Origin of the sequence: Pseudomonas sp. R1-1 (assembly GCF_051132135.1) — a bacterium.
Lineage (GTDB): Bacteria > Pseudomonadota > Gammaproteobacteria > Pseudomonadales > Pseudomonadaceae > Aquipseudomonas.
Window position 1 is genome coordinate 1,545,474 of record NZ_CP071663.1, and the last position, 24,628, is coordinate 1,570,101.

Consider the following 24,628-nt stretch of genomic DNA (forward strand, 5'->3'; position numbering starts at 1 on the left):
CGGCTTTACGGTGCGCTTGGTCGGTGCACCGTTTTTTTTGCCTGAAAAAAGCGCCAGGACATCGCGCGATACACAGTTACCGCACGGCCGTTTTGGCGTGGGGCTAATCTGCGTTCATCTTACGGAAGAGAGAACGCCTCATGGACGACCATCAGTCTGTAGCTTTATCAATCGAATCTCTGCCCCCGCAGCAGTTGCCCGTTGCTCGCAGCTTCCATCAACACGAAGCCTCGCCAAGCGTGCGCAACATCAGCCGGGGTCTCGAAGGCCCGCCGCTGCTGTTGCGGCTGGCATTGGCCGATGCCATGACCGGCGCGCCGGTCTTTGGCGCGGTAGTGCGGATCGAGCAGCACATCGGTGCCGACACGTTGTGCGGTAGCCAGTCGACTGACAGTCAGGGCATCGTTCGTTTCACCAGTCTCTACCCGGATCGGCAACGCGCCTTGCCCTGCCTCGCTCTGAGTGTCGCCATTGCCAGCGACGATCAACAACCGCAGCTTTATCAGGAAGCTTGGGCAGGCCGCGTGCATCTGCCCGGCGTCTGTAATTGCGCAGTTGCAGATGACGATGCGCCGTGGCTGGCGCTACGACCGATCACAGACCATGGCCTGGATGACGGCCACTACGGCAGCGTGACAATCGGCGTCGACACCTTTGCCCTGTCATCGCAAATCGGCGTGGCGGGCTACGACAAGCAGCCCATTACGCCGTTCTAGCGCAGTTCTTGCAGCGCGTATACCAGCCGCTGCATGTCTGCCGCCGTGGTGGTCAGCCCGGGCGTGACGCGGATGCTCGGCCCGCTGGCGGCGCCATGGCGGACCACGGTGAACAGGTTGTAATCGTCGAGCAGTCGCTTGGCCATCGCCTGTTGATCGTCGTGGCGGGTGAAACGCAGCGACGTGATGCCGCAATACAGGCGCGGATCGTCCGGGGTCATCACTTCGATGCCCGGCAAGTGCCGTACCGCGCCGACCCAAAGATTGCGCAGGTAATTGAGGCGCGCACCCTTGGCGGCGGCGCCACCGAGCGCAGCGTGTTCCTCGAACACCAGCGGCAAGGTCATCAGCGCCGGAATGTTCGGCGTGCTGTAGGAGGTGCGTGCACGTACGTCGTTGGCCGGGAAATGCATCTCGCCCATGTCCGGATCGATGTCGGCCAGACGCTGCGGCGCGATGTAGAGGAAGCCGAGGGTCAGCGGGGCGCCGATCCACTTGTGCAGGTTGTAACCGGCGAACGCGATGCCGAGCGCGTCGAGATCGAAGTCGATCTGGCCAAGGGCGTGGGCGCCGTCGAGGATGATGTCGACGCCATGTTCTTTCGCCAGCGCAGCAATGGCCGCTACCGGCATGACCAGGCCGGTGCGGTGGGTGACGTGAGTCAGCGCCATCAATTTCAGTTTTGGCTGGCGAGTGAACGCTTCGCGGTAGGTCTCCAGCAGGCTGTCGTAACTGGCCGGATGCGCGTGGGCAATCTCGATCACCTCGGCGCCGCGCTGCCTGGCCAGCCAGCGCATGGCGCCTTTGACCGTGTCGTATTCCAGATCGCTGATCAGCACCTGATCGCCGGGCTGCAAACGGTTGTAGTTGCGGATCAGCGATTGCAGGCCTTCGGTGGCGTTGCGGGTAAACGCCAGGCTCTGCGCATGCACGCCGATCAATTCGGCCAGTTGTGCACGGATATCGAGGTTGTCGTGCTGCTCGAAACGCTGGCGCACGTACACCGAATTGCTGGTGTTGATCAGCTCGATATTGCGCTGGTACTCCTCGATCACCGTGCGCGACATGCGCCCGAAATAACCGTTCTCCAGGTTCACGGGGCCGGGTTGAACATCGTAACGGTCGGCGAACGTTCGCCAGAAGGCTTCGTCACGGGCGCGGCGGGTGTTATCGGGCATGATCGACGAGCTCAGAGAAGAGGAGGGCGCATCAATGGCGCGGGGCGGGTTTGCCGTGTTTGGCGCGCAGCGGTTCGAGGAGATCGGAAAGGCCGTTATGGTCGATCTCATGCATCAGCGCGAGCAAACCACCCAGCTCGCCGTGCGGAAAACCTTCGCGGGCGAACCAGTTCAGGTAAGGGCCCGGGAGGTCGGCGATGATCCGCCCCTTGTATTTGCCGAAGGGCATTTCGCGGGTGATCAGCAAATCGAGTTTTTCAGGATTCATCGGGTTTCGTCTGGCTTTAAAGCAACCTGCAAAATACAGGCATTCTGCATGCAGGCCAAATGACAGATCATGCAAAACACCAGCATACAGATGGTTCAATGTTTTATAACTTTTTGAAAATAAACGGTTTATATTTCAAAGCGAAGCTGGCACGCACACTGCAATATTCTTTGCATCTTCAACCAACCGCAAGGAATTGGAAAATGACTGACGTAAACAAAGAAGCCATTTCTGTACTCAACGACCTGATTGAAACCTGCAAGGACGGTCAGGAAGGGTTCAAGACTTGCGCAGAAGACATCAAGCACCCAGAACTGAAAACCCTGTTCGTGCAGCGCTCCGCCGATTGCGCTACTGCCGCTGCGGAGTTGCAGGCACAAGTGCGTTCGCTGGGTGGCGATCCGGAAACTTCGACCAGCGTCAGCGGTGATCTGCACCGTCGTTGGGTCGACGTCAAAGCCATGTTCACCGGCAAGGACGAAGAGGCTGTATTGAACGAAGCCGAGCGCGGTGAAGACCATGCGCTGAAGGCTTATCGTGAAGCGATCGAGAAGATCAACAAGCACAACCTGGTAGGCATCAAAGATCTGGTTGAGCGTCAGTACCACGGCGTACAACGCAACCACGACCAGGTGAAAGCCCTGCGTAACCAGGCTCGCGCTAACTCGTAAGGGCTAGCTGGGCTGAAAAAAACGCCAGCGTGTCTGGCGTTTTTTGTGCCTGGCTGAAAGGCCCCTCACCCTAACCCTCCCGAAACGTCGGACCGCCCGGAGGGAGAGGGGACTGACCGAGCTGCTCTTCAAAGTTATGCCGACCTGAAATACCGAGTCGAACTCAGGATTTGAAAGCCACGAAGATCAGCTCCCTTCCCCCTCGCCCCCCTTTGGGGGAGAGGGCTGGGGTGAGGGGGCAGCAATCTACCTGACACCCCATCAATCCATCAGCCAATACTGATCGCCGGCAAAGTCGGCAACGTCACCGTCTGCTGCTTGCGTGGCGCGAGAATTTCGGCCTCGCCATCCACCACCAACTCATCACGCTGGTTGAACACGCGAGTGGCAATGCGCACACGAAACTTCGGCAGTTTCTCGAGGATTTCCAGGCGCACGGTCAAGGTGTCGCCAATCTTCACCGGCTTCTGAAAGCTCATCTGCTGGCCGATATAAATAGTCCCTGGCCCAGGCAGTTCGCAAGCTACCGCCGCGCTGATCAGCGCACCGCTGAACATGCCGTGGGCGATACGCTCCTTGAACATGCTCGCCGCGGCAAACTCGGCGTCCAGGTGCACCGGGTTGTGGTCGCCCGACATCGCGGCGAACAGTTGAATATCGCGCTCTTCGACGGTCTTGCTGTAGCTGGCGGTCTGGCCGACTTCGAGGGCTTCGTAAGGGATGTTGGTAACCTGGGTCATCGGTCTCGATTCCTGTGGCGGATGCAGTCAATCCGCAAAAATTATTCGCTGCGCTGCGGGCGCGGATGGCTCAGGGCCTGATCGATCCAGGCCAGCACATCGGCGATCACTTCGCCGCGGTTGGTTTCGTTGAACAATTCGTGCCGGGCCTGCGCATAGATCTTCAGTTGCAGGTGCTGGCTGCCGGCCGCGCGCAAGGCGTTGGCCAGATCTGTCAGACGCTTGCCCTCACTCACCGGATCACATTCGCCGCCGATGACCAGCAGCGGCAGGCCCGGATCGATCTGCGCGAGATTGGACGCTTTGCTGATTTGCTGCAAGCCGCCGAGCAGGTCGATCCACAATTGATTGGTGCAGCGAAACCCGCACAGCGGGTCGTTGATGTAACGGTCGACTTCGGCCGAGTCACGGCTGAGCCAGTCGAATGGTGTGCGCACTGGTTTGAATTTGTTATTGAACGAGCCGAACGACAACCACTCGATCAATGCGCTGCGGCCCTTGCCGCCCTGACGCAGTTTTTCCAGACGCGCGATCTGCCGCGCGGCACGGTAGAGGGCGACTGGTTGAAAATTCGAGCCACTGAGAATCGCCCCATGCAGGCTGGCGCTGTGGTGCAGCAGATAACCCTGGGCGAGGTAGCTGCCCATGCTGTGTCCGAGCAGAATGATCGGCACGCCGGGGTGTTGCTGGCCGATGTGCTGGTTGAGGCTGGCCAGATCGCCGAGGACTTTGCACCAACCGTCAGCATCGGCGTAATGGCCGAGCGTGCCGTGTTGCGCGGTGCGGCCATGACCACGCAAATCCGGTGCGTATACGCCATAACCTTTGTCGCAAAAGGTTTCGGCGAGGCGTGCATAGCGGCCGCTGTGTTCCGCCATGCCATGGGCCACGAGAATCAGCGCTTTCAACGGCCCCGCGGGCAGCCATTGATTGACGAAGAGCCGGCTGCGGTCACTCGCGTCCAGCCAGAAGGTGTCGTGGATCATGGCGCTTCCTTTGCTCAGAGTCCGCACATTGTATAGCGCGTCTGATCAGCCCACGCCACGGCAGGAAGATTCACACGATCAATGACGGCTTTGCTCATATTTGCCTGAATGGTCATAGCTGCTAGTGTCCGTGAAGCTCCGCTTTTTCAGAAATGACAGAAGCGGCTCCCGGATCGGCTCAGGTAAAGAGGACAAGAACAATGCAACCTGATTTCTGGAACGACAAGCGCCCGGCCGGCGTACCGCTGGACATCGACATGACTGAGTTCAAGTCGGTGATCGAAGTGTTCGAGCGTTCCTGCAAGAAATTCGCTGATCGCCCGGCGTTCAGCAACATGGGCATCACGCTGACCTACGCCGAGCTTGAACGCCAGAGCGCCGCGTTCGCCGGCTACCTGCAGGCGCATACCGATCTGGTTCCGGGCGATCGCATCGCCGTGCAGATGCCCAACGTCCTGCATTATCCGATTGCCGTGTTCGGTGCGCTGCGCGCCGGGCTGATCGTGGTCAACACCAACCCGCTGTATACCGCGCGGGAAATGCGCCACCAGTTCAAGGATTCCGGCGCCCGTGCGCTGGTGTACCTCAACGTGTTCGGGCAGAAAGTCCAGGAAGTGCTGCCCGACACCGACATTCAATACCTGATCGAAGCGAAGATGGGCGACCTGATGCCCACCGCCAAGGGCTGGCTGGTCAACACAGTGGTCAGCAAAGTGAAGAAAATGGTCCCGGCCTACTCGCTGCCGCAGGCGATGTCCTTCAAAAGCGCACTACGCATGGGCCGCGGCCTGGGGATCAAACCGCTCAAGGTGACGCTCGACGATATCGCCGTGCTGCAATACACCGGCGGCACCACTGGCCTGGCCAAGGGCGCGATGCTCACTCATGGCAATCTCGTCGCCAACATGCAGCAAGTGCGCGCCTGCCTCGCCCAACTCGGCCCGGACGGGCAGCCGCTGTTGCGTGAGGGCCAGGAAGTGATGGTGGCGCCGCTGCCGCTTTACCACATCTATGCGTTCACCGCGAACTGCATGTGCATGATGGTCTCGGGCAACCACAACGTTTTGATTACCAACCCGCGAGACATTGCCGGCTTCATCAAGGAGCTGAAAAACTGGCGCTTCTCGGCGTTGCTGGGCTTGAACACCCTGTTTGTGGCGCTGATGGAACACCCGGATTTCAAGACGCTGGATTTCTCCAGCCTGAAACTGACCAACTCCGGCGGTACTGCGCTGGTCAAGGCCACGGCCGAGCGCTGGGAACAGGTCACCGGTTGCCGCATCACCGAAGGTTACGGCCTCACCGAAACCTCGCCGGTGGCCTGCACCAACCCCTACGGCGACCAATCGCGCCTGGGCACGGTCGGCTTGCCGGTGCCCGGTACGCTGTTGAAAGTGATCAGTGACGACGGCGCCGAGCAGCCGTTGGGTGAGCGCGGTGAGCTGTGCATCAAGGGCCCGCAAATCATGAAGGGCTACTGGAACAAGCCCGAAGCCACCGCCGAAGTGCTGGATGCCGAAGGCTGGTTCAAGTCCGGCGACATTGCCGTGATCGACCCCGATGGTTTTGTGCGTATCGTCGATCGCAAGAAAGACATGATCATCGTCTCCGGCTTCAACGTGTACCCGAACGAAATCGAAGACGTGGTCATGGCCCACCCCAAAGTCGCCAACTGCGCGGTGATTGGCGTGCCGGACGAGCGCTCGGGCGAGGCGGTGAAGCTGTTTGTGGTGGCGCGGGAAAGCGGTGTCAGCCTCGAAGAGCTGAAGGCCTACTGCAAAGAGAATTTCACCGCCTACAAGGTGCCGAAACACATCGTCTTGCGTGAGTCATTGCCGATGACGCCTGTCGGCAAAATTCTGCGGCGGGAGTTGCGGGATATCGCCTGACCGGTGAATGGCCGCGCTTGGCGCGGATCGCGAGCAGGCTCACTCCTGCAGGGGTTGTATGTAATCTCTGTAGGAGTGGGCCTGCTCGCGATTTTGTTTGGCACCCATGAAAACCGGGGCTTTCAAGGGGTTCTAGGATTTTTGCTCTAAAATGACTGCTAGATAGTCTTGAGTCATAAATATGACTGTAGAGGCCGCTTTTGGCTCTAGTCGACCCTCGGCAAAGCTGCTACTCTCGGCGCGCTTTGTGACTTCTCGGCCTGTGTAAAAGCCAGATTCACCAATACAAAACACACACCAATAATAATCGCATCAAATGCGGTGAAGAATTCGCGTTGCTGAGGAGTGGGCTTCCATGATCGAAGACTTTTGGAAGGATAAATACCCGGCTGGAATCGCTGCCGACATCAATCCGGACGAGTATCCGAACATTCAGGCAGTGTTGAAGCAATCCTGCCAGCGCTTCGCCAACAAACCGGCTTTCAGCAACCTCGGCAAGACGATCACCTACGGTGAATTGTACGAATTGTCCGGGGCGTTTGCCGCGTATCTGCAACAGCATACCGATTTGCAGCCGGGCGATCGAATCGCCGTGCAACTGCCCAACGTACTGCAATACCCGGTCGCCGTGTTCGGGGCGATTCGCGCCGGGCTGATCGTGGTCAACACCAACCCGCTGTACACCGCGCGGGAAATGGAACACCAATTCAACGACTCCGGTGCCAAGGCGCTGGTGTGCCTGGCGAACATGGCGCACCTGGCCGAAGCCGTGGTGCCGAAGACCGGCGTCAAGCACGTCATCGTCACCGAAGTCGCCGACCTGTTGCCGCCGCTCAAGCGTTTGCTGATCAACAGCGTCATCAAGTACGTGAAGAAGATGGTGCCGGCCTATCACCTGCCCAAAGCCGTCAAGTTCAACGACGTGCTGAGCAAGGGTCATGGCCAGCCTGTGGCCGAAGCCAATCCGCACAGCGGCGATGTGGCGGTGCTGCAATACACCGGCGGCACCACCGGCGTGGCCAAGGGCGCGATGCTGACCCACCGCAACCTCGTCGCCAACATGCTGCAGTGCAAGGCGCTGATGGGTTCCAACCTCAATGAAGGTTGCGAGATCCTGATCACGCCGCTACCGCTGTACCACATCTATGCGTTCACCTTTCATTGCATGGCGATGATGCTGATCGGCAACCACAACATCCTGATCAGCAACCCGCGCGACCTGCCGGCGATGGTCAAGGAACTGTCGAAGTGGAAGTTCAGCGGCTTTGTCGGCCTCAACACCTTGTTCGTCGCGCTGTGCAACAACGAAGCGTTCCGCAAGCTGGATTTCTCTGCGCTGAAAGTCACCCTGTCCGGCGGCATGGCCCTGCAACTGGCTGCGGCCGAACGCTGGAAAGCCGTGACCGGCTGCGCCATCTGCGAAGGTTACGGCATGACCGAAACCAGCCCGGTGGCCACGGTCAACCCGATCCAGCATATCCAGATCGGCACCATCGGCATTCCCGTGCCATCGACCCTGTGCAAAGTCATCGACGATGCCGGTGTCGAGCAGCCGCTGGGTGAAATCGGTGAGCTGTGCGTCAAGGGCCCGCAAGTGATGAAGGGTTACTGGCAGCGTCAGGAAGCCACCGATGAAATGCTCGACAGCGATGGCTGGCTGAAGACCGGCGACATCGCGCTGATTCAGCCGGACGGCTACATGCGCATCGTCGATCGCAAGAAAGACATGATTCTGGTCTCAGGTTTCAACGTCTACCCGAACGAGCTGGAAGACGTACTGGCGACCCTGCCGGGCGTGCTGCAATGCGCGGCCATCGGCGTGCCGGACGACAAGTCGGGTGAAGCGATCAAGATTTTCATCGTCGCCAAACCGGGCGTGACCCTGACCAAAGAACAGGTCATGGACCACATGCGCGCCAACGTCACCGGCTACAAGGTGCCGCGTTCGGTGGAATTCCGCGATGCGCTGCCGACCACCAACGTCGGCAAGATCCTGCGCCGCGAATTGCGTGATGAAGAGCTGAAGAAGATCAAGGCCAAGTCTGCCGCTTAAACACGAAGCCCCGCAGATGCGGGGCTTTTTGTTGGTGCTTGTTCGGTCTGGATCTCGCGGTGAGACTGCCCCTCATCGGAACGCCGCCCGCCCAGCCCTCTCCCGAGGGAGAGGGGGCCGATCGAGGTGTCTGGCGTTGAGCATCGACCTGAAAAACCGAGTCGATTATGGATTCTGTAAGCCCGATCAGGTCGGCGTATCTCTTGAATATCCCCCATTCGGTTCCCTCTCCCTCTGGGAGAGGGTTAGGGTGAGGGCTACTGACGAAACGGCGCAAAATTCACGTTAGTCCCGGCTGGCCGCATGTCCTGCAGATACGAATCCTTGTCCGCACTCAGCTCCAGGCTCAACGCCGCCTTGCGCTTGCCTTCGTTGCGAATCACCAGGCCTTCGAGCTTTTCGCGCAGAAACACGGTCGGCACTTTCAGGTGCAGCAACTCGTCGGTCGCCGGGGTGTGCATCAGCAGGTGAATCCACTCGTACTGACCGATTGCCAGGCGCGACACTGGCAGGTCGAACCACCAGATATTGCGGTTGCGGTTCAGTTCGGCGAAGTGGCAGTTGTTGGTGCCAAGCACGGCGCCGCCCAGTTCCTTGTTGCGACGGGCGATGGCTTGCGTTTTATCGAGTTTCATAACATTCCTGCGGTATCGGTCTTTGGCGCCTGGCGCCCATAGCTGCGCATTCTCAAGGCAACGCCGGCAAACATAAAGCGCAACCTGCGCGCCGCGACGAAATGAGCGGCAAATAATTGAAACTTGCAGGGAAACGCGCCAGTCAATCGTTACGTACTGACTTTTCTTCCCCTTATGCGTCACGGAGAAACACCATGAGCAGCACAGGCGATAAAGTAAAAGGCATGGCCAACGAAGCCGTCGGTAACGTCAAGCAAGGCGTCGGCAAGGCTACCGATAACTCTAGACTGCAAGCCGAAGGCAAGGTCCAGGAGAGAAAAGGCGAGGCCCAACAGGCTGTTGGCAACACCAAGGACGCTGTGAAAAAAGGCGTCGACAAGGCGTAATCCAGCCTTGAACGAATCACACGAGCGGCCATCCAAGGATGGCCGTTTTTGTGTCAAAAACCTGCGGATGCCGACGAAGATCGCCAAACAGGCTAACGTGATGTAAAAAACGGCCCCTGAGTCGCCACGACTTCAACCTGTACTGCGGCGAAAGGAGACGCGAATGATTTTCCCGAACATGAAAGGTCTGCCCCTGCACCGGGTGATGGTGCGCACGGTCACTGAATTCGTCGACGACGAAATGTCGACCTATGCCTCGGCACTGGCCTACCAGATGCTGTTCTCGCTGTTCCCGTTCATTCTGTTTCTGATCGCGCTGATCGGTTTCCTGCATTTGCCGGATTTCTTTTCCTGGCTGCGCCTGCAGTCGGAGCTGGTCTTGCCACCGCAGGCGCTGGAGCAGGTCAACCCGGTGATCGATCAGTTGCAGCAATCCAAGGGCGGCCTGCTTTCAATCGGTATCGTCATCGCGCTGTACACCGCCTCGGCTGGCGTGCGCCTGATGATGAGCGCGATGAACGCTGCATACGACGTGGTCGAGGGCCGGCCAATCTGGAAGCGCTTCCCGCTGTCGATCGTGTACACAGTCGGCATCGCCGGCATGCTGTTGATTGCCGCCGCATTGATGGTACTCGGGCCGCAGGTGATGGGCTGGATCGCCGCGCAAGTGGGGCTGGAGGACTTCATTGTTACCGTGTGGACGATCGCGCGCTGGCCGGTGATCGTGGTGCTGATGATGATCGCCGTGGCGTTGATCTACTACGTCATGCCCGACGTCAAGCAGGAATTCCGCTTCATCACCCCAGGTTCGGTGCTGGCCGTGGTGGTGTGGATCCTGGCGTCGTTGGGGTTCGCCTTCTACGTGAAAACCTTCGCCAACTACAATGCGATGTATGGCAGTATCGGGGCGATCATCGTGCTGTTGCTGTATTTCTACATCTCTGCCGCGGTGCTGCTGCTCGGCGCGGAAATGAACGCGGTGATCGAGCACATGTCCAGCGAAGGCAAGGAGAAGGGCGAGAAAGACCCGGGCGAGCCAGAAGAACATCCCAAACAACATGTCTCGGGCCTGGGCCGCGATCATTCGCTCAAGCCGGACACTGACGAAGTCTGACCATGATCCGTGAAATCCTCAAAATGGGCGACGAGCGCCTGCTGCGCATCGCCGCGCCGGTGTCGCCGGAAATGTTCAACAGCGCCGAGTTGTGGCAACTGATTGACGACATGTTCCAGACCATGGAAAGCGTCGGCGGCGTCGGCCTGGCCGCGCCGCAGATTGGCGTCGATCTGCAACTGGTGATCTTTGGTTTCGAGCACAGCGAGCGCTATCCGGACGCCGAAGCAGTGCCGCAGACGATCCTGATCAACCCGCTGATCACACCGTTGAATCCATACACGGAAGAGGGCTTCGAGGGTTGCCTGTCGGTGCCGGGTTTGCGCGGGGCGGTGGATCGCTATCAGCAGATTCGCTATGAGGGTTTCGATCCGAAGGGCGAGCCGATCGTGCGTGTGGCCTCAGGCTTTCATTCGCGGGTGGTGCAGCATGAGTGCGACCATCTGATCGGCCGGCTGTACCCGTCGCGCATCACCGATTTCAGCAAGTTCGGTTTTACCGAAGTGATGTTTCCGGACCTTGATCCCAACGCTGACGACTAGCTCAGGATCAACACATTCCCCTTGTAGGAGTGAGCCTGCTCGCGATAGCGGTATATCAGTGACATTTTCACCGACTGACACACCGCTATCGCGAGCAGGCTCACTCCTACAGGGGATTGTGGTCAATCTGGAGAATTGAGCCCCATCGCAATCATCGGTTTACTGCGCGCATACCGGCTCAACCGTTCCGCCATTGCCTGCGGCAGCGCCGGGTCAACGCTGAAGCCTCGCCGCTCATAGAACCCGCGCAAATCCGGATGACAGAACAGCCACACCGACTCGCTCACCCCTTGAGTGGCCGCCGCAATCAACTGCGCGGCAATCCCTTGTTCTCGGCACTGTGGATCCACGAACAAGCCGGTCAACCACTGCCCACCCGCCACCGGGCGCAGGCACAGCGCTGCGACGATGTCCCCGCGCCGGGCCACCCACAACTGCGCATCGCGCACGGCTTTCATCGAGGACTGGTGGCTGCGGTAGAACTTGTTCATCAACGGCCAGAGCGACGCGTCGAGCAAGGTGAAATGGGTATCGGGCATGAGCAGGGCTGTGCTGGACAAAGCGCCAATTATAAGAGAACGCGCGCCAACCGATAGCCCGGTGTGCTCGTCATCACGAGCAGGCCCACTGCCAATTTGGAATACATTCCTGTGGGAGCTAGCCTGCTAGCGATAGCATTGTCCCCGGCAACATCGCCGCCTGATCAATCGCCATCGCGAGCAGGCTCACTCCTACATTTGATCGTGCGCGCCGGCAGCACGGGCCGTCATTCCTCGATTCAAGTCCTGCGCTGAACCGTTTCTTGTGCAAAAAATGCCAGATACTGGCCGACTAGTGGCCTTGCGCAAGGCGGCGGTCTGGCTATGCTTGTCGTAACTAACCATGTCGACCGTCATGTCAAAACCAGACTGACAGACATCGTTGGCCCGTGATTCATGCTGCCAGAGTGCGCAACCCAAGGCACCGACACTGAACCAACAAGGAGCGTCGCCGACATGGAAGTTCTTCAATGCGTTAGGGCTGGCCCGCGTGCGGGCTATCAAGAGAAGGATGTCTTGGTTAGAACGTCGCTGCATGGACGCTCCGATTGATCATCATTTATCACCTGACAACTTCCTCCCGTGGAGGAAGGCGTGTGCCTGTTCCACGGAACGTAGTGGTGGATCTTGAGAGACCAGAACTTTCATCAAATCGAAAGACCGCGCGGAAGGTGATACAACCATGTTCAACCTACATCACAAGGCTGACCTGCAGGAAATCGAGCGCTTTAGTTGCGCGCTGACCGAGTCCAACGCCAAGTTGGCCGCGATCAGTCGCTCGATGGCCATGATCGAGTTCAGCCCTGACGGCATCGTCCTCGATGCCAACGACAACTTCTGCAAGACCATGGGCTACAGCGCTGCGGAAGTACGTGGCAAACATCATCGGATCTTTTGTGAAGAGAGCTACTACCGCAGCGAGGACTACGCCAGATTGTGGCGCGACCTGGCCCGTGGCGAACCGCTGAGCGGGACATTCCTGCGCTTGAACAAGAGCGGTCGGGAGATCTGGCTGGAGGCCAGTTACATGCCGGTGTTCGGCCCCGACAAAGAAGTCAGGAGCGTGATCAAAGTTGCTGCGGACATCACCGCGCGCATCAACAAGGAACATGAAGAAGAAGCAATGCTGGCGGCGATCAGCCGTTCCATGGCGGTGATCGAGTTCACCCCCGAGGGCAATGTCATCGCTGCCAACGATAACTTCCTGCAGACCATGCAGTATTCGCTCAACGAAATCGTCGGCCAGCATCACAGTTTGTTCTGTCACCGCAGCGAATCCGAGTCGGCGCAATACAAGGCGTTCTGGGCGTCGCTCAATCGCGGCGAATATCACTCGCACCGCTTCGAGCGCAAGAACAAGTCCGGGCACATGGTTTACCTGGAAGCCTCGTACAACCCCCTGTTCGATGCCAAGGGCCGCTTGTACAAAGTAGTAAAATTTGCCAGCGACATCACCCGCCAGATGACCACCTTGCAGAGCGCCGCCGAATCGGCTCACAGCACTTCGGTACAAAACGACGCCTGCGCGCAAAAGGGCTCACAGGTTGTGCAGCAGACCGTGAAAATCATTCAGGACATCTCCCGCGACCTCAACGAAGCCGCGGTGAGTATCGATGCGGTGAGCAAACAGTCGGACATCATCGGCACCATCGTCCAGACCATTCGTGGCATTGCTGACCAGACCAACTTGCTGGCGCTCAACGCCGCCATCGAAGCCGCACGCGCCGGCGAACATGGCCGTGGATTTGCGGTAGTGGCAGACGAAGTGCGCAGCCTCGCGGCGCGGACCAGTCAGGCCACGCTGGAAATCGTAGATGTGGTGCGCAGGAACCATGACCTGTCGCTGAGCGCAGTGTCGAGCATGCAATCGAGCCTGAGCCGAACCGGGCTGGGAGTGGAATTGGCGAACGAGGCGGGGGAGGTGATCATGGAGATTCAGCAGGGCTCGCGGCACGTGGTGGATGCGATCAGCCAGTTCAATGAGACGTTGCAATTGAACTGAACTTGCGTGGCACAACGCTCATTTCTGGCGAGCAAGGTCGCAGGAAATGAGCGTTGTCATATCTAAACGCTGCAACGTTCTATTGTTCAGCTCGCTGATTTTGTCGGTACAACGGTAATGTCAAAGGTACTGTCGACCGTCCACTCCCTCCCATGTTTATCTTTCCACTCCGCGATGAAGTTACCCTTATAAGTGCCCACTGAGCTGTCGATGTCGATATGTCCGGACGAGATTCCGGGAAAAACGGTCTCAGCCCCATTACTGTATATGACACTTGTATTATCCGAAGTCAGGTCATGCGAGCCGCTGTCTAGCCCACTGTTTTTAAAACTAAGCCCTAAATGGATATTGGCAGCATTATTGGACTGGATAGCCGCGGTGGGAACAGGAGGCGCGTTGGGTGTGACGCTTGTTGCAGTGGCGCTATAGTCTGGTACAACCGGTGCGCCAGGTGAGCTGATTTTGGCTTTGAAGGTGCTGGTCATGGGATATCTCCATATATCTTAGTGAAAGCGGAAACCAGTCGTTGCCGCTTGCGCATCATTCGTCGGGCGTGTTCTCTCGTCTACTGTCAGAAATTACAGGTGGGCACTGAAATGGATGCGATTCAGACGGGCGGTCATAGAGCGTCCTTGAATCTCGCCCTCAATATCCATGTCATGAGCAGTTCTGCCCACCTGTTGTCGGCCTGATCAGGAATGTTGCCTTTCAGCGATGGGCAATATTCTCCAACGCCAGATTACGCGTGCGCGGGCCGAACCAGCCGATGGTCAACATCACGATCAGCATGCTGCTGACGATGAAAGCCAATACCCCCGGCGTACCGAAGTTGTCGAGAAACAAGCCAATCAACAAACTGCTGAACACCGTCGACAACCGACTGAACGAATAGCAAAAGCCGACCGCGCGGGCGCGGATGTTGGTCGGGAACAGTTCGCTCTGGTACGAGTGATAACTGAAGCTCAGCCAGGCGTTGCAGAAGGTGATCATCACCCCGCAGAAGATCAGCCCGGCGGCGCTGCTCTGCAGGGCGAACAGGGGGCCGAAGGTCATCGCGCCAAGGGCCGAGCCGACGATCTGCCATTTGTTCTCGAAGCGGTTGGCGAACTTCACGAACAACAACGGCCCGAGCGGGTAGGCGAGGGTGATGATGAAGGCGTACATCAGACTGTGGGTGACGCTGACGCCTTGGCCCGTGAGCAGCGCCGGCAGCCAGTTGCCGAAACCGAAGAAGCCGATCGCCTGAAAAATATGGAACACGATCAGCATCAGCGCGCGGCGGCGATACGGTGGTTGCCAGATATCAGCAAAACGGCCCTTGCCTTCGACATCCACCGGCACCGGTTCCGGCGCGTCCAGCGCTTTGCCGTAATCCTTGGCGCAGCGCGCTTCGAGGTGGTCTAGGATCCGGTTGGCCTCGTCGAAACGGCCGTGCTGCGCCAGCCAGCGCGGCGATTCTGGCAGGCGTTTGCGCAGCCACCAGATGAACAGCGCAAACACCGCGCTGGCCAGCACCACCCAACGCCAGCCGGAAACACCGAACGGCGCCTGCGGCACCAGCCACCACGACATCAATGCCACCGCCGGCACCGAGAGGAACTGCACAAAAAACGCAAAGGCAAACGCCGAGCTGCGCATGCGTTTGGGCACCAGTTCCGACAGGTAGGCATCGATGGTTACCAGCTCAATGCCCAACCCGATGCCGACCAGAAAACGCATGCCGATAATGCCCAGCGCCGAGGTCTGGATGCCCATCATCACCGTCGCCACCGTGTACCAGATCAGCGCGAAGGTGAAGATCGCCCGGCGACCGAACCGGTCCGCCAACGGACTGAGCAGGCTGGCACCGAGAAACAGGCCGAGAAACGTCGCCGAGGCGAACGCCGCCTGATCGGAAAAACCGAACACGCCCTGATTGCCGGTGGCAAACAGGCCGTCGCGGATCAGGCCGGGGCTGATGTAGGCAGTCTGAAACAGATCGTAGAGTTCGAAGAAACCCCCGATCGACAACAGCGCCACCAGCCGCCAGATCGTCGCCACGGCGGGTTGGCGATCGATGCGGGCGGAAATCTCGGCGGCGCGTACCGGGTCGATGCCGTCGCTGGGCGCGGCGGCGAAGGCGTGAGCAGTCATGAGCAGATCCATTTCTTATTTGACGGAAAAGCTTAGCCTGCTATCGGAGTTCACGGATTGTGAATATCGGCGTTTAACAACGCGCCACAACACTTTTCTCGCAATATTCGCTTACGAATTAACGATTTATGCTGCGGCGGCCGAATCCGGCAGTGCCGAGGCGGGCAAACCGAACACCCGGTCGAACAGCCAGTTGAAGGCAAACGTGTAGCACGGGATGAAGATGATCAGCGCCAGATCCAGCAGAAACGCCTGCACCAGGCTGATGTTCATCCACCATGCGATCAGCGGAATCAGAAACACGATCAACGTCAGTTGAAAACCCACGGCATGGGCGATGCGTCGTTTCACCGTGCGGGTGCGCGAGGTCTGGCGACTCTCCCAATGCTCGAACAGCGAGGTGTAAATAAAATTCCAGGTCACGGCGATCGTGGTAATGATCACCGCCAGCGGCCCGGTACTGCCCGGCGAGGTGCCGGACAGCAGCGCCAGACCGAGGGCGGAGAAGGTCATGCCGATCACTTCATAGAGCGACACGTAGACCAGTTTGCGTTTGACGCCTTGCATGGGGATTTGCCTCTTTCTTGCCGAATGACAGCCAGCGGGGCTGGCGAAGGCGACGAAAGATAGCTTCAATGGAGCTGACAGGAAAAGTCAGGTCCTTTCAGTTTTGTTGACAGGTAAGCCAATTGAATTTCAACAGCGACAGCATCGAATTATTTCTTGCGGTGATCGAACGCGGCTCGTTTTCCTCCGCTGCGCGTGCGTTGGGCAAAGTCCCTTCGGCGGTAAGCATGGGCATCGGCAATCTTGAAGCCGAGCTTGGCTATCTGCTGTTCGATCGCAGTCATCGTGAACCGCAACCGACCGCCATGGCCCTGTCCTTGGTACCGCACGCACGGCTGATCGCCGAGCAGCTCAAACAGTTGCAAGTGCACGCGGTCGAGCTGTCGCTGGGGCTGGAGAGCAAGTTGTCGATTGGCGTGGTGGCGGACATTGACCGGCGCCGTTTGCTCGCGGCGATCAAGTTGATTGCCGCGCGCTACCCGCTGCTCGACATCGAAGTGCTGACGGCGCCGCAGGATGACGTACTGGCGATGCTGCACAGCGGTCGCGTCGGTCTGTGCCTGGCGTTCGCCGGGTTGCGCATGAACGTGCTGGAGCGGTTTCAGTTTGTCGGCAATGAACGAATAATCGCCACGCTGGCGGCCGACAGTCCGTTGTTGCAGGGGCGTGATGTGTTTCTCGAAGATCTGGTGCAGGTGCGGCAGATCATCGTTGCCAGCCGTGACCTGCCGATCAGCGAAACGCGACCGCTGGTGGCGCAATCGTACTGGCGCACCGACAGCCTGGAAGCGGCGATGGACATGGTCGAGGCGGGGTTGGGCTGGGGTAATTTCCCGCTGTCGGTGGTGCAGCCGCGACTGGACGCGGGGCGCTTGCAGCGGCTGAATTTCCGCAATATTGAGAACGGCCTGGTGATGCCGGTGCATGCGGTGTGGCTCAAGAGCCAGCCGTTGCAGAAGGGCGCGCAGGCCTTGGTCGACCAACTCAGCCACTAAAGTGGGTGGAGATCCTTTGTAGGAGTGAGCCTGCTCGCGATAGCGGTGTATCAGTGACATGTATGTGGTTGACACACCGCTATCGCGAGCAGGCTCACTCCTACAGGGATTGTGTTTCAACTCTGGATTTTTGCGGGTTATGTACTTTCGCGAATCTTCAACTCAAACCCCATGTCCTCCACCGGGCGCGGCACCTTGTTGCCCGCCATCAGCGTCAGCATCTGCTCTGCCGCGCGTCGGCCGATCGCTTCGCGCGGGGTGTTGATGCTGCTCAGGCGCGGCACCATGTGCTCGGACATCGGCAGGTCATTGAAACCGAGAATCGCCACCTGCTCGGGGATCTTGATGCCATTGCGCAGCGCTTCGAGCAAGGCGCCCTGGGCGAGGTCGTCGTTGCCAAAGAAAATCGCATCGACATCCGGATGCGCCGACAGCAATTGCAAGAACAACTCGCCGCCCAAGCCCACCGATGAAGATCGCGGTGTCAGCACTTCCAGATCCGGGTCGTAGCGGCCGGCCTTCTGCAACGCCCGGCGAAAGCCCTCACCGCGCAGCAGGGTGCGCTGATCGAGTTGTGCGCCGATGTAGGCCAGGCGTTTGCGTCCGCGAGACAGAAGATGTTTGGCGGCGGTTTCCCCAGCGCTCAACTGTGAAAAGCCCACGCAATTGAGCCCGGCGCTGCTGTCCAGTTCCATCATGTACACGCAGGGAATATTGCTCGCCTCGATCATCCGTCGGGAACTCTCGGTGCGATCGAAGCCGGTCAGCAGAAAGCCGCGCGGCTGGTAGGCCATGTAGTTGCGCAGGAGGTTTTCTTCTTCATCGCGCGAGTAGTGGAAGTTGCCGATCAGCACTTCGAAGCCCTTCGGCGTCAGCACCCGATGAATGGCTTCCAGCGTGTCGATGAACAGCAGGTTGGACAGCGACGGCACCAGCACGACGACCGAATGGCTCTGCGCCGAGGCCAGCGCGCGGGCGGCCGGGTTGACCACATAGTTGAGTTCGAGCGCGGCTTTCTGCACTTTTTCCACCAGTTCGGTGGCCACAGTACTGACGCCGCGCAGGGCACGGGAGGCGGTAATCGGGCTGACGCCGGCCAGGCGGGCAACTTCATTAAGGGTAGGACGGCCGGTGGTGCGGGTATTTTTATCGTTCTTGGGGGAGGTCATCGGGCGGCTTGCCAAACAAAAATCAAGGCACTAAGGTAGCGCTGTCCTGATGCAGCTGCAAATGCGTGAGCGAGGTCCTGCCTGATCTTGGCTCTTTGGCGTTGGGAACGAACCTGCTGCAACCCAAAAAAACGACAAGAAGGCGTCGGCAACTTCTGCCTGTGCACTAGAGTCATAGCTAGCAAAGGTAGCGCTGTCTGCGCGCTGAGGTGTTATATGAGTCATCCCATCACCGCCCTGGTCATCATGGGCGTTGCCGGTTGCGGCAAGACGTGCGTCAGCGAGGCCCTGTGCCATTTGAGCGGCGCCACTGCCATTGAAGGCGATACTTTTCATCCGGCCGCGAACATCGAAAAGATGAGCGCGGGGATCCCCCTGAACGACGACGACCGTGCCGGCTGGCTCGACAGCCTGTGCGATGAACTGCGTCGCGTCGATGCGTCGGGCAAACGCCCGGTGCTGACCTGCTCGGCCCTTAAACATATCTATCGCGAACGCCTGCGCAGTGCCTTGCCGGGCCTGGGCTTCGTGTTCCTGGAACTGACCCCTGAAGTCGCCGCCGAACGTGTCTCGCACCGTCCGGGCCATTTCATGCCGGCCACGCTGATCGAAAGCCAGTTCGCTACCCTCGAGTCGCCCAAGGGCGAGCCGCTGACCCTGGCGCTCAACGCCTCGGTGTACAGCGTTGAAGAGCTGGCGCTGCAGGCTCACGTCTGGTGGCAGGCCCACGGTCTGAAACAGGCGGTATGAGTATGTTGAAAAAGACAGCGCTGTCCTCCCGACTTCTGTTCAACCCGCTTTAATAACAACAACAATCCAGGAGACACCCTCAATGTTCGGCATGTCCCACGAGACGTTCCTGCTGCTCGATGCAGTGGTCACGGTAATCGGTCTGATTATCCTGATCACCAAATTCAAGATTCACCCCTTTATCGCCCTGACCATTGCGGCCGCGTTCCTCGGCCTGACCTCGGGCATGCCGATCGGCACCATCATCAAGGCGTTCCAGGACGGCTTCGGTGGCGTGCTCGGTTTCGTCGGCATCATTCTGGCGCTGGGCACCATGCTCGGCAAAATGATGGCCGAATCGGGCGGGGCGGATCAGATTGCCCAGACCCTGATTCGTGCGTTCGGCAAGGACAAGGTCCAGTGGGCGATGATGTTCGCCGCGTTTCTGGTCGGCATCCCGCTGTTCTTCGAAATCGGCTTCGTACTGCTGATTCCGCTGGTGTTCATCGTGGCGCGTCGCACCGGTGTGTCGATTATCAAGATCGGTATCCCGCTGCTCGCCGGCCTGTCCGCTGTACACGGTCTGGTGCCACCGCACCCGGGCCCGCTGCTGGCCATCGGCGTGTTCGGCGCTGACATCGGCAAGACCATTCTCTACGGTCTGATCGTTGCGCTGCCGACCGCGATCATCGCCGGTCCGATCTTCGGTACGTTCATCGCCAAGCACATCCCCGGTCACCCCAATCAGGAGCTGGTCGATCAACTGGCTCGCGAAAACGATTCGACTGACCTGCCAAGCTTCGGCATCACCCTGGTCACCGTGCTGCTGCCGGTGTTCCTGATGCTGCTGAAAACCTTCGCTGACGTGGCGCTGCCGGACGGCAACTTCTTCCGCACCTGGATGGACATGATCGGTCACCCGATCTCTGCACTGCTGCTGGCGTTGCTGCTGTCGCTGTACACCTTCGGCTACAAGCAGGGCATCGGCTCCAACCAGATGCTCAAGTGGCTCGATGCGAGCCTGGCACCGACTGCCGCGATCATTCTGATCATCGGCGCAGGTGGTGGCTTCAAGCAGATGCTGGTGACCAGCGGTGTGGGCGACGTGATCGGCCACATGGCGGTCAGCGCACAGATCTCGCCGATCCTGCTGGCGTGGCTGGTGGCCGCGGTGATCCGTATTGCTACCGGTTCGGCGACTGTGGCGACCATCACTGGCGCCGGCATTGTCGTGCCGGTTGTCGGCATGATTCCGGGCGTCAACCGTGAGCTGCTGGTACTCGCGACCGGCGCCGGTTCGCTGATCCTGTCGCACGTCAACGACGCCGGTTTCTGGCTGGTCAAGCAGTACTTCAACATGACCGTGGCCGAAACCTTCAAGACCTGGACCGCGATGGAAACCATCCTGTCGGTGGTCGGCCTGGGCTTTATCCTGCTGCTGTCGCTGTTCGTTTAAGCGGCGCGTTGCAGGCACAAAAAAACCGCAGCGATGCGGTTTTTTTGTGCCTGGAATTTCGAGGCCGGACACATTCCCTTGTAGGAGTGAGCCTGCTCGCGATAGCGGTGTGTCAGTCACCGTAAATGGCACTGACACACCGCTATCGCGAGCAGGCTCACTCCTACAGGTTTTGCGTTAGCCGCCAGATTTTGCGACTAAGCCATCCGCGCGAAACATCCCGCGAATCCCGCGCACCGCCTGGCGGATGCGGTCCTGGTTTTCGATCAGAGCGAAGCGCACGTGATCATCGCCATACTCGCCAAAGCCCACTCCCGGCGAGACGCAGACCTTGGCCTCAGCGAGCAGTTTCTTGGCGAACTCCAGCGAGCCCAGGTGCGCGTACGCCTCGGGAATCTTCGCCCAGACGTACATCGATGCTTTCGGATTCTCGACCATCCAGCCCAGCTCATGCAGGCCCTTGACCAGTACGTTGCGGCGCTGGCGATACTGCTCGGCGATGTCGCGCACGCACTGTTGATCACCTTCCAGCGCAGCAATTGCGGCCACTTGCAGTGGGGTGAACGTGCCGTAGTCGTGGTAGCTCTTGATCCGCGCCAGGGCGTTGACCAATTCCGGGTTGCCGACCATGAAACCGATGCGCCAGCCAGCCATGTTGTAGCTCTTGGACAGGGTGAAGAACTCCACCGCAATGTCCTTGGCGCCCGGTACCTGCATGATCGACGGGGCTTTCCAGCCGTCGTAGACGATGTCGGCGTAGGCCAGATCGTGGATCACCAGCACGTCGTACTGCTTGGCGAGGGCGATCACCCGTTCGAAGAAATCCAGCTCCACGCACTGCGCGGTCGGGTTCGACGGGAAGCCAAGGATCATCATTTTCGGCTTGGGGATCGAGCCGCGAATCGCCCGTTCCAGTTCGTCGAAGAAGTCCACGCCCGGCACCAGCGGCACCGAACGCACCTGGGCACCGGCAATCACCGCGCCGTAAATGTGAATCGGGTAGCTCGGGTTCGGCACCAGCACCGTGTCGCCCTGATCCAGGGTCGCCAGCATCAAATGCGCCAGGCCTTCCTTGGAACCGATGGTGACAATGGCTTCGCTTTCCGGGTCGATATCGACCTCGTAGCGTTGCTTGTACCAGTTGGAAATCGCCCGGCGCAGGCGCGGAATGCCCTTGGAGGTCGAGTAACCGTGGGTGTCTTCACGCTGGGCGACTTGCACGAGTTTTTCGACAATGTGCGGCGGTGTGGCGCCGTCGGGGTTGCCCATGCTCAAGTCGATGATGTCTTCACCACGACGCCTGGCAGCCATTTTCAGCTCGGCGGTGATGTTGAAAACGTACGGGGGGAGTCGATCGATGCGCGCAAAGCGGCGCGGCGAACCTTGTTCGGCCATTGTTGCCTCGGATAACGTAAGCGCCCGGAACCGTCCGAGCGACGCTGGTCACTGCGGTGACCTGTGGCGGAAGATAAGGGCGCTGATGGCATACTGTCCAGCCTGTTTGTAAACATTTTTTTCCGAAGGAAATCGGTCAATGGAATTCACCAGCGGCTTCTTGCTGAGCCTTTCGCTGTGCCTGGACATCGGCGTAGCCAACATCGCGATGATTACCCTGGCCATGCAGCGCGGCTACTTTCAGGGCTTTGCGCTGGGCTTGGGCACTTGCGTCGGCGACCTGATTTACGCGGTGTTGGCGCTGGCCGGGATGACCGTTTTGCTGCAATACGAAACCGTGCGCTGGGTGCTGTGGATCGGTGGTTCGGCGCTGCTGATCTACTTTGCCGGGAAGATGATTTACTCGGCGATTCATCATGAGGCGTTGCTTGCCGAGACGGCAGAAGTGGGGCAGAGCTCCCATCGCAAGGAGTTTTTCCGGGGGATCTTTCTCGCCATGTCGTCGCCGAGTGCGATTCTCTGGTTTGCGGCGGTTGGCGGCACATTGATCGCCCGTTCCGGGGGCGGCGGCGCGCTCAGCTCGGCGCTGTTTCTCGGCGGTTTCCTCTGCGCCGGGCTGCTGTGGTCGGCCGGTCTGTGCTTCGCCGCCAGCCACGGTGGCAAGCTGTTGGGCGACAAGCTGTTGCGCTATTCGTACATGGCATCGGCGGCGATCTTCTGCTATTTCGCGGTCTATGTGATCCTTTCCGGCTATAACGAGTTTGTCGGTTCGGGCGCCGCCGAGCAGTTGCATACGCTGTAAGCGTGCGAAACGGTTCGGGCTTCCTATACTCCCAGCCGAACCCACTTTTGTGTACCAAGGAGTCGTGTCATGGATGAGCAAACACGCGTCGAAGTGGCAGAACCTCGCTTCGAACATGGGCTGTTTCTGTTGATTGCCGGATTTGGTGGACGATTCACCCAGGACTCCACCGAAGACATCCCGGCGTTGTGGGAAAAACTCATCCCGCACTTGGGCAAAATTCCCGCGCAGGTCGGTGAAGTGACCTATGGCGTTTGCTGCAATGCGGATGGCAAGGGCGGCTTCGAGTACATCGCCGGCGTGCAGATCGACAAGCTTGATGACCTGCCGGAGAAGTACCGCTGGGTTGAAATCCTCCCGCAGCATTACGCAGTCTTCGAGCACAAGGGGCCATTGGAGCAACTGCCCAAGACCTTTCGGTACATCTGGAACACCTGGCTGCCACAATCAGGCCGTGAAACAGCGGACGCCCCGGAATTCGAGCGCTACAGCGAGGATTTCAATCCGAAACTGCTCACCGGCACGCTGGAAATCTGGTTGCCGCTCAAACCCTGACAGCGCCGAACCGGGGTGAATCATGTCCGCCCCGGTCGATCTGCTTTATGCTTGGCGACCTCAATTCCAATGATTTTCGAGTTGCCATGAACACCGTCATCCGTAACGTCACTGCTGCCGATCTGGATCGCTGCTACGCCATCGAAACCGTTGCCTACGAAGGCGACGAAGCCGCGACCCGCGAGAAGATCGCCACGCGCATCGCCACCTGGCCGGAAGGTTTTATCGTCGCCGAGGTGGATGGCGAGGTGGCCGGTTTCGTCAATTCCGGCGCGGCGTTCGATGTGCAAATGTCCGACGAGGCGTTCAAGGAACTGATCGGCCACGACCCGAAAGGGCCGAACGTGGTGATCATGTCGGTGGTGGTACATCCGGATTATCAGGGCCAGGGGTTGGCGAAGCGCTTGCTGGCCGAGTTCATCGAACGCATGCGCGGGATGGATAAGGCGACGATTCATCTGATGTGCAAAGAGCAGCACATCCCGCTGTATGCCGGGTTTGGGTTTGCCTACATCAAACCGTCGGAATCCGACCACGGCGGCATGGCGTGGCACGAGATGATCCTGACTCTCTGACGCGCACCGTAAAACTCATGTGGGAGTTAGCCTGCTAGCGATTGCGGTGTGTCAGATCAGCTGATCTTTTTCTGATCGAACGCCATCGCCAGCAGGCTGGCTCCCACAATGTTTTGTGCTTGGCTTAATCTCACTGAATCACTGCGAAACCCCTGTGGGAGCTAGCCTGCTAGCGATTGCGGTGTGTCAGATCAGCTGATCTTTTTCTGATCGAATGCCATCGCCAGCAGGCTGGCTCCCACAGTGTTTTGTGCTCGGCTTAATCTCACTGAATCACTGCGAAACCCCTGTGGGAGCTAGGCTGCTAGCGATTGCGGTGTGTCAGTCAACTGATCCTTTGCTGAATGGACGCCATCGCCAGCAGGCTGGCTCCCACCCTGTTTTGTGCTTGGCTTAATCTCGCTGAATCACCGCGAAACCCCTGTGGGAGCTAGCCTGCTGGCGATTGCGGTGTGTCAGTCAGCTGATCTTTTTCTGATCGAACGCCATCGCCAGCAGGCTGGCTCCCACCCTTTTGTGCTCGGCTTAATCTC

The 24,628-nt window shown here is 59.1% G+C and carries 24 protein-coding genes and 2 pseudogenes; 15 read left to right on the top strand and 11 right to left on the bottom strand.

Going from position 1 to position 24,628, the window contains the following annotated elements:
* The first annotated feature begins 140 nt into the window (after positions 1-140).
* On the top strand, positions 141-716 hold the full coding sequence (locus J3P75_RS07075; RefSeq protein WP_434709759.1) for a hypothetical protein: 576 nt from the start codon (positions 141-143) through the stop codon (positions 714-716).
* Here J3P75_RS07075 and J3P75_RS07080 read toward each other — a convergent pair.
* Positions 713-1,894, bottom strand: coding sequence for an aminotransferase class V-fold PLP-dependent enzyme (locus tag J3P75_RS07080; RefSeq protein ID WP_434709760.1), 1,182 nt, complete (start codon positions 1,892-1,894; stop codon positions 713-715). The genes J3P75_RS07075 and J3P75_RS07080 overlap by 4 nt on opposite strands.
* 31 nt (positions 1,895-1,925) lie before the next feature.
* The gene (locus J3P75_RS07085; RefSeq protein ID WP_434711231.1) at positions 1,926-2,162 is read right to left on the bottom strand and encodes a DUF3820 family protein; all 237 of its coding nucleotides are present in this window, start codon (positions 2,160-2,162) and stop codon (positions 1,926-1,928) included.
* 203 nt (positions 2,163-2,365) lie between these two features.
* On the opposite strand from J3P75_RS07085, the gene J3P75_RS07090 reads away from it, so the two are divergent.
* Positions 2,366-2,833, top strand: a complete 468-nt coding sequence (locus J3P75_RS07090; RefSeq protein ID WP_090285529.1) for a ferritin-like domain-containing protein — start codon at positions 2,366-2,368, stop codon at positions 2,831-2,833.
* A 269-nt stretch (positions 2,834-3,102) separates the two neighbouring features.
* Here J3P75_RS07090 and J3P75_RS07095 read toward each other — a convergent pair whose 3' ends face one another.
* Both J3P75_RS07095 and J3P75_RS07100 read right to left on the bottom strand, forming a co-directional pair.
* A complete protein-coding gene (locus J3P75_RS07095) occupies positions 3,103-3,573 on the bottom strand; it encodes a MaoC family dehydratase (protein WP_003227420.1) in 471 nt (156 codons plus the stop codon).
* A 41-nt stretch (positions 3,574-3,614) separates the two neighbouring features.
* Positions 3,615-4,559, bottom strand: coding sequence for a lysophospholipase (locus J3P75_RS07100; protein WP_434709761.1), 945 nt, complete (start codon positions 4,557-4,559; stop codon positions 3,615-3,617).
* Positions 4,560-4,759: 200 nt separating this feature from the next.
* On the opposite strand from J3P75_RS07100, the gene fadD2 reads away from it, so the two are divergent.
* Positions 4,760-6,448, top strand: coding sequence for a long-chain-fatty-acid--CoA ligase FadD2 (gene fadD2, locus J3P75_RS07105; protein WP_434709762.1), 1,689 nt, complete (start codon positions 4,760-4,762; stop codon positions 6,446-6,448).
* A gap of 355 nt (positions 6,449-6,803) precedes the next feature.
* Positions 6,804-8,501 (top strand): long-chain-fatty-acid--CoA ligase FadD1, encoded by a 1,698-nt coding sequence (gene fadD1, locus J3P75_RS07110; RefSeq protein WP_090285522.1) that lies wholly within the window; start codon positions 6,804-6,806, stop codon positions 8,499-8,501.
* A 257-nt stretch (positions 8,502-8,758) separates the two neighbouring features.
* On the opposite strand, the gene J3P75_RS07115 is transcribed toward fadD1, so the two are convergent.
* A complete protein-coding gene (locus J3P75_RS07115) occupies positions 8,759-9,136 on the bottom strand; it encodes a hypothetical protein (RefSeq protein ID WP_007917843.1) in 378 nt (125 codons plus the stop codon).
* A 194-nt stretch (positions 9,137-9,330) separates the two neighbouring features.
* On the opposite strand from J3P75_RS07115, the gene J3P75_RS07120 reads away from it, so the two are divergent.
* The 3 genes from J3P75_RS07120 to def all read left to right on the top strand — a co-directional run bounded on the left by J3P75_RS07120 (position 9,331) and on the right by def (position 11,178).
* Positions 9,331-9,522: a CsbD family protein gene (locus tag J3P75_RS07120; protein ID WP_090285520.1), complete on the top strand. Its 192-nt coding sequence runs from the start codon at positions 9,331-9,333 to the stop codon at positions 9,520-9,522.
* A gap of 163 nt (positions 9,523-9,685) precedes the next feature.
* Positions 9,686-10,636, top strand: coding sequence for a YihY/virulence factor BrkB family protein (locus J3P75_RS07125; protein WP_434709763.1), 951 nt, complete (start codon positions 9,686-9,688; stop codon positions 10,634-10,636).
* A 2-nt stretch (positions 10,637-10,638) separates the two neighbouring features.
* Entirely contained in the window at positions 10,639-11,178 is a 540-nt protein-coding gene (gene def / locus J3P75_RS07130; RefSeq protein WP_434709764.1) for a peptide deformylase, read from the top strand.
* 122 nt (positions 11,179-11,300) lie between these two features.
* Here def and J3P75_RS07135 read toward each other — a convergent pair whose 3' ends face one another.
* Positions 11,301-11,717, bottom strand: a complete 417-nt coding sequence (locus tag J3P75_RS07135) for a GNAT family N-acetyltransferase (RefSeq protein WP_434709765.1) — start codon at positions 11,715-11,717, stop codon at positions 11,301-11,303.
* Positions 11,718-12,504: 787 nt separating this feature from the next.
* Here J3P75_RS07135 and J3P75_RS07140 point away from each other — a divergent pair.
* Both J3P75_RS07140 and J3P75_RS07145 read left to right on the top strand, forming a co-directional pair.
* Positions 12,505-13,122 (top strand): annotated as a pseudogene (locus tag J3P75_RS07140) (PAS domain-containing protein); the annotation flags it as partial.
* A gap of 171 nt (positions 13,123-13,293) precedes the next feature.
* Positions 13,294-13,719: pseudogene (locus J3P75_RS07145) on the top strand (methyl-accepting chemotaxis protein); the annotation flags it as partial.
* 86 nt (positions 13,720-13,805) lie between these two features.
* Here J3P75_RS07145 and J3P75_RS07150 read toward each other — a convergent pair.
* From J3P75_RS07150 to J3P75_RS07160, 3 genes are all read right to left on the bottom strand, one after another.
* A complete protein-coding gene (locus J3P75_RS07150; protein WP_434709766.1) occupies positions 13,806-14,204 on the bottom strand; it encodes a hypothetical protein in 399 nt (132 codons plus the stop codon).
* Between the two features lie 223 nt (positions 14,205-14,427).
* Positions 14,428-15,852: an MFS transporter gene (locus tag J3P75_RS07155; protein WP_434709767.1), complete on the bottom strand. Its 1,425-nt coding sequence runs from the start codon at positions 15,850-15,852 to the stop codon at positions 14,428-14,430.
* A 126-nt stretch (positions 15,853-15,978) separates the two neighbouring features.
* Entirely contained in the window at positions 15,979-16,419 is a 441-nt protein-coding gene (locus J3P75_RS07160) for a PACE efflux transporter (RefSeq protein ID WP_434709768.1), read from the bottom strand.
* A 122-nt stretch (positions 16,420-16,541) separates the two neighbouring features.
* Here J3P75_RS07160 and J3P75_RS07165 point away from each other — a divergent pair, with 122 nt between their 5' ends.
* The gene (locus J3P75_RS07165) at positions 16,542-17,414 is read left to right on the top strand and encodes a LysR family transcriptional regulator (RefSeq protein WP_434709769.1); all 873 of its coding nucleotides are present in this window, start codon (positions 16,542-16,544) and stop codon (positions 17,412-17,414) included.
* A gap of 137 nt (positions 17,415-17,551) precedes the next feature.
* Here J3P75_RS07165 and J3P75_RS07170 read toward each other — a convergent pair whose 3' ends face one another.
* Positions 17,552-18,583, bottom strand: coding sequence for a LacI family DNA-binding transcriptional regulator (locus J3P75_RS07170; protein WP_434709770.1), 1,032 nt, complete (start codon positions 18,581-18,583; stop codon positions 17,552-17,554).
* Between the two features lie 216 nt (positions 18,584-18,799).
* Between J3P75_RS07170 and J3P75_RS07175 the strand changes: the two genes are divergently transcribed.
* Together J3P75_RS07175 and J3P75_RS07180 are read left to right on the top strand one after the other, a co-directional pair.
* Positions 18,800-19,333 (top strand): gluconokinase, encoded by a 534-nt coding sequence (locus tag J3P75_RS07175; RefSeq protein ID WP_203419196.1) that lies wholly within the window; start codon positions 18,800-18,802, stop codon positions 19,331-19,333.
* Between the two features lie 82 nt (positions 19,334-19,415).
* Positions 19,416-20,768, top strand: coding sequence for a GntP family permease (locus J3P75_RS07180; protein WP_093099116.1), 1,353 nt, complete (start codon positions 19,416-19,418; stop codon positions 20,766-20,768).
* Between the two features lie 177 nt (positions 20,769-20,945).
* On the opposite strand, the gene alaC is transcribed toward J3P75_RS07180, so the two are convergent.
* Positions 20,946-22,163: an alanine transaminase gene (gene alaC, locus J3P75_RS07185; RefSeq protein WP_434709771.1), complete on the bottom strand. Its 1,218-nt coding sequence runs from the start codon at positions 22,161-22,163 to the stop codon at positions 20,946-20,948.
* Between the two features lie 139 nt (positions 22,164-22,302).
* On the opposite strand from alaC, the gene J3P75_RS07190 reads away from it, so the two are divergent.
* The 3 genes from J3P75_RS07190 (at position 22,303) to J3P75_RS07200 (ending at position 24,095) form a co-directional block, all read left to right on the top strand.
* Positions 22,303-22,965 carry a LysE family translocator gene (locus J3P75_RS07190; protein WP_434709772.1) on the top strand — a complete coding sequence of 221 codons (663 nt, stop codon included), beginning with the start codon at positions 22,303-22,305 and terminating at the stop codon, positions 22,963-22,965.
* A gap of 69 nt (positions 22,966-23,034) precedes the next feature.
* A complete protein-coding gene (locus tag J3P75_RS07195) occupies positions 23,035-23,520 on the top strand; it encodes a GyrI-like domain-containing protein (protein WP_434709773.1) in 486 nt (161 codons plus the stop codon).
* An 86-nt stretch (positions 23,521-23,606) separates the two neighbouring features.
* The gene (locus J3P75_RS07200) at positions 23,607-24,095 is read left to right on the top strand and encodes a GNAT family N-acetyltransferase (RefSeq protein ID WP_090285489.1); all 489 of its coding nucleotides are present in this window, start codon (positions 23,607-23,609) and stop codon (positions 24,093-24,095) included.
* Positions 24,096-24,628 lie beyond the last annotated feature (533 nt).

Coding starts and splice junctions, on each gene's coding strand:
- J3P75_RS07135 (WP_434709765.1), bottom strand. CDS start 11,717: ATGCCCGATACCCATTTCACCTTGCTCGACGCGTCGCTCTGGCCGTTG.
- J3P75_RS07120 (WP_090285520.1), top strand. CDS start 9,331: ATGAGCAGCACAGGCGATAAAGTAAAAGGCATGGCCAACGAAGCCGTC.
- J3P75_RS07180 (WP_093099116.1), top strand. CDS start 19,416: ATGTTCGGCATGTCCCACGAGACGTTCCTGCTGCTCGATGCAGTGGTC.
- J3P75_RS07175 (WP_203419196.1), top strand. CDS start 18,800: ATGAGTCATCCCATCACCGCCCTGGTCATCATGGGCGTTGCCGGTTGC.
- fadD1 (WP_090285522.1), top strand. CDS start 6,804: ATGATCGAAGACTTTTGGAAGGATAAATACCCGGCTGGAATCGCTGCC.
- J3P75_RS07100 (WP_434709761.1), bottom strand. CDS start 4,559: ATGATCCACGACACCTTCTGGCTGGACGCGAGTGACCGCAGCCGGCTC.
- J3P75_RS07115 (WP_007917843.1), bottom strand. CDS start 9,136: ATGAAACTCGATAAAACGCAAGCCATCGCCCGTCGCAACAAGGAACTG.
- def (WP_434709764.1), top strand. CDS start 10,639: ATGATCCGTGAAATCCTCAAAATGGGCGACGAGCGCCTGCTGCGCATC.
- J3P75_RS07080 (WP_434709760.1), bottom strand. CDS start 1,894: ATGCCCGATAACACCCGCCGCGCCCGTGACGAAGCCTTCTGGCGAACG.
- J3P75_RS07190 (WP_434709772.1), top strand. CDS start 22,303: ATGGAATTCACCAGCGGCTTCTTGCTGAGCCTTTCGCTGTGCCTGGAC.
- J3P75_RS07200 (WP_090285489.1), top strand. CDS start 23,607: ATGAACACCGTCATCCGTAACGTCACTGCTGCCGATCTGGATCGCTGC.
- J3P75_RS07125 (WP_434709763.1), top strand. CDS start 9,686: ATGATTTTCCCGAACATGAAAGGTCTGCCCCTGCACCGGGTGATGGTG.
- J3P75_RS07090 (WP_090285529.1), top strand. CDS start 2,366: ATGACTGACGTAAACAAAGAAGCCATTTCTGTACTCAACGACCTGATT.
- J3P75_RS07085 (WP_434711231.1), bottom strand. CDS start 2,162: ATGAATCCTGAAAAACTCGATTTGCTGATCACCCGCGAAATGCCCTTC.
- J3P75_RS07095 (WP_003227420.1), bottom strand. CDS start 3,573: ATGACCCAGGTTACCAACATCCCTTACGAAGCCCTCGAAGTCGGCCAG.
- fadD2 (WP_434709762.1), top strand. CDS start 4,760: ATGCAACCTGATTTCTGGAACGACAAGCGCCCGGCCGGCGTACCGCTG.
- J3P75_RS07075 (WP_434709759.1), top strand. CDS start 141: ATGGACGACCATCAGTCTGTAGCTTTATCAATCGAATCTCTGCCCCCG.
- J3P75_RS07170 (WP_434709770.1), bottom strand. CDS start 18,583: ATGACCTCCCCCAAGAACGATAAAAATACCCGCACCACCGGCCGTCCT.
- J3P75_RS07155 (WP_434709767.1), bottom strand. CDS start 15,852: ATGACTGCTCACGCCTTCGCCGCCGCGCCCAGCGACGGCATCGACCCG.
- J3P75_RS07160 (WP_434709768.1), bottom strand. CDS start 16,419: ATGCAAGGCGTCAAACGCAAACTGGTCTACGTGTCGCTCTATGAAGTG.
- J3P75_RS07150 (WP_434709766.1), bottom strand. CDS start 14,204: ATGACCAGCACCTTCAAAGCCAAAATCAGCTCACCTGGCGCACCGGTT.
- alaC (WP_434709771.1), bottom strand. CDS start 22,163: ATGGCCGAACAAGGTTCGCCGCGCCGCTTTGCGCGCATCGATCGACTC.
- J3P75_RS07195 (WP_434709773.1), top strand. CDS start 23,035: ATGGATGAGCAAACACGCGTCGAAGTGGCAGAACCTCGCTTCGAACAT.